General features: G+C 45.9%; 3 protein-coding genes and 1 pseudogene. All 4 read right to left on the minus strand.

Annotation, left to right across the window (positions count from 1 at the left end):
• Positions 1-96, minus strand: a pseudogene (locus tag QTO00_RS18135) (DUF2597 domain-containing protein); the annotation flags it as partial.
• Positions 93-1,214 (minus strand): DUF2586 domain-containing protein, encoded by a 1,122-nt coding sequence (locus tag QTO00_RS18140; protein ID WP_124940851.1) that lies wholly within the window; start codon positions 1,212-1,214, stop codon positions 93-95. The gene QTO00_RS18140 and the pseudogene QTO00_RS18135, both read right to left, overlap by 4 nt.
• Positions 1,215-1,234: 20 nt before the next feature.
• Entirely contained in the window at positions 1,235-1,903 is a 669-nt protein-coding gene (locus QTO00_RS18145) for a hypothetical protein (protein ID WP_031844058.1), read from the minus strand.
• Positions 1,881-2,373 (minus strand): phage tail protein (locus QTO00_RS18150; RefSeq protein WP_331426027.1); only part of this gene is annotated, 493 nt, incomplete at its 5' end. The genes QTO00_RS18150 and QTO00_RS18145, both read right to left, overlap by 23 nt.

A 2,373-nucleotide genomic window follows, 5' to 3' on the forward strand; every position in this document is an offset into this window, starting at 1 on the left:
ACTATTGTCAGTGATAGAAACTGTCCATTTCTGCGCACTAATCTTGAGGTCATTTAAAGTGAATTTGAGATTCTTACCGGAAATGCGCATGGTTATGCCTCCTGATCAGCTGGGTTAGACAGGTCTAGCGCAACATTGACGACAATGTGCTTAGGGCAGTTATGCGGCTGCACCATTAAGCCGATCACCACTTTTGATTTAGTCATCCATTGGATAGTCACATCACCATCACGTGGCGGCATGATTTCACCTGGGAATTGAATGTCACCGAGTTGAATACCTTTGCTCATTTGGCGCATGTCTTTTGAGAAATACTGCTTATTGAGCTCGATAGACTCTGGTGTAGAGTTGAGAATTTTGTCACCAATACGACGAATCGCTTTCACGCGAACACGGCGATTAAGTTTGTGCACCGGACGTACATACTCTAGGTACTGATAGTCACCACCTTTAGCTTCGAGCGTAGTCGCATCAGTCCAATAAATACCTTCGTAGTCGGCATACCATTGCGGCACTGAGTAACGAGCGATTGCAAGTGCTTCAATGGTCGACATTTCGAGTTCTTTGCCTGCACTGTCTACAGGTGCATTACCCAAGCCCAACACATTACCCGTTGCAACACGCATAGGTGTATCTGCTACCGTGACACTGCGATCACACAGACGACCAGCGAGTACACCGATGTTATTACCGTGAAGCTGTGGCACTGGTACCACCATATTCGCAGCAACATCTTTCACTAGTGCAAGCATTGCCGTTTCATATTCAGACCATGTTTGAGTGTCTGAATCGATACCAGGTACTGCAGCCAAGATGAACACCCAACGACCTAGTTTGCTCACTAGCTCATTGTGTTTTGCCATCATGTCATCAAAAGCGGCTTTATCCGTGGTCTTGTCTACCAGAACAATACCTTCGAACGAATCCGTCTTATTGGCTTCATCTACTGCGCCCGTCCAAAGTTCTGGAGCGGTTAAACCATAGATAGCAGCAGTCCAGTTTTGTTTGCCGTTGAGCTGAGCGGCGATCACATTCGCCCCCAACTCATCTTCTGCGACAACACCTGATAGGTCAGTCATTGCAGAAACACGAGTGACTTTGCCTTGCAGTTCTGCTTTTGACGTAATGCCAATGAAAAGCAGATGGCGTTCAATTTCGGGGATATCGCCTTGCCCCAAGTTCAAGTTATTGACTTCTACCTTTCCGGTTGCCATCAGTTCTATCCTCTCTTCGCCTAGCGGTGCTTGGCTTTTTCGATGTTGCGTAACAGTCGTTTGGTGACCAGTTCTTTTCGGGTTCCAAGCAACTCACGTTCTGGTGTTTCTATCGTCCAGCTCTGTTTTCCTTTCGGACTACCTGAACGCATCATGCGGATAATTAGCCCTGCTTGACCTAACGTCAGTCGCTTTTGAATATTGCGTTTACTCAGGCGATTAAATCCGCCATCTTTTCGCCTGATTTTGTAACCTAACCGGCGCAGTGCATGGGCTTGTTCATCTGTGGCTTGCGCTTCATAATCAGGTTGTCCAAACCTTTTGTTCTGGCTTTTTATGTGCTGCCTGGCGGTGACCGTCTCTGTCATACCTTGTTGATGAACAGCGGCTTTTTTTGCCTGAATCCGGCTTTTCCACGTTAAGTCGAGATCCTTTGCTCCGTTCTTAACGTAGGGTTCCATCCCGTTGGCGAAGCTCGTTAGTACTGCACCTTCGCCTTTCTTTCGCTTGTCATACGCTTTGTTTTTAGTGTCTTTCTGACGCTTAATGCGGCTTCGGGTATTGCGTATTTCCCAGCGACCTAAATCTTTTAGAATCCAAAATCGTTTCTTTGGTGGCAGCATCAACGCTTCAAGTGCTTTTCTGGCACTGACTGCATCATTGGCGTTAAGCGTTATCGTTGGCTGCATTCGTGATTTCGCCTTCTTCCGCTATCCAGATTTCTACTGGATTCACTCGATAAGTTTGGCTATTCCAAAGCACTAACCCTTTCGGGTCAGGTATCAACTCGATGGGTTCTTCAAAAGCAATTTTTATTAATACATCTGCGCTTTCTTCGTTGTTTACATCGATCTCGATATCAGGATTACCAAGCTCTTCGTTCTCGTCCCTTTCAGGGTCAAATTCAGAAATCCAACAAGCTACCAAAGCGAACAATGTATTTGGGTCTAATTTGTTGTGAGGGAAGTTCTCGATCATTATCCCTGCTTGGTAAAACCAGTTAGCAATTCGATAGCCGCCATTGCCTCTGTCTTCACCATTTACAATCAACTCACCGCCAGCTTGCGTGGCATGAATCTTTTTCGCATGAACATTGCCTTTAAGTTGCTGACATAGGTATTTGTGTAAGGCTTGTAATTTGGTTTGCATCAGATCAAAT

The sequence above is a fragment of the Vibrio sp. M260118 genome, assembly GCF_036533755.1.
In the GTDB taxonomy this organism is placed as follows: domain Bacteria; phylum Pseudomonadota; class Gammaproteobacteria; order Enterobacterales; family Vibrionaceae; genus Vibrio.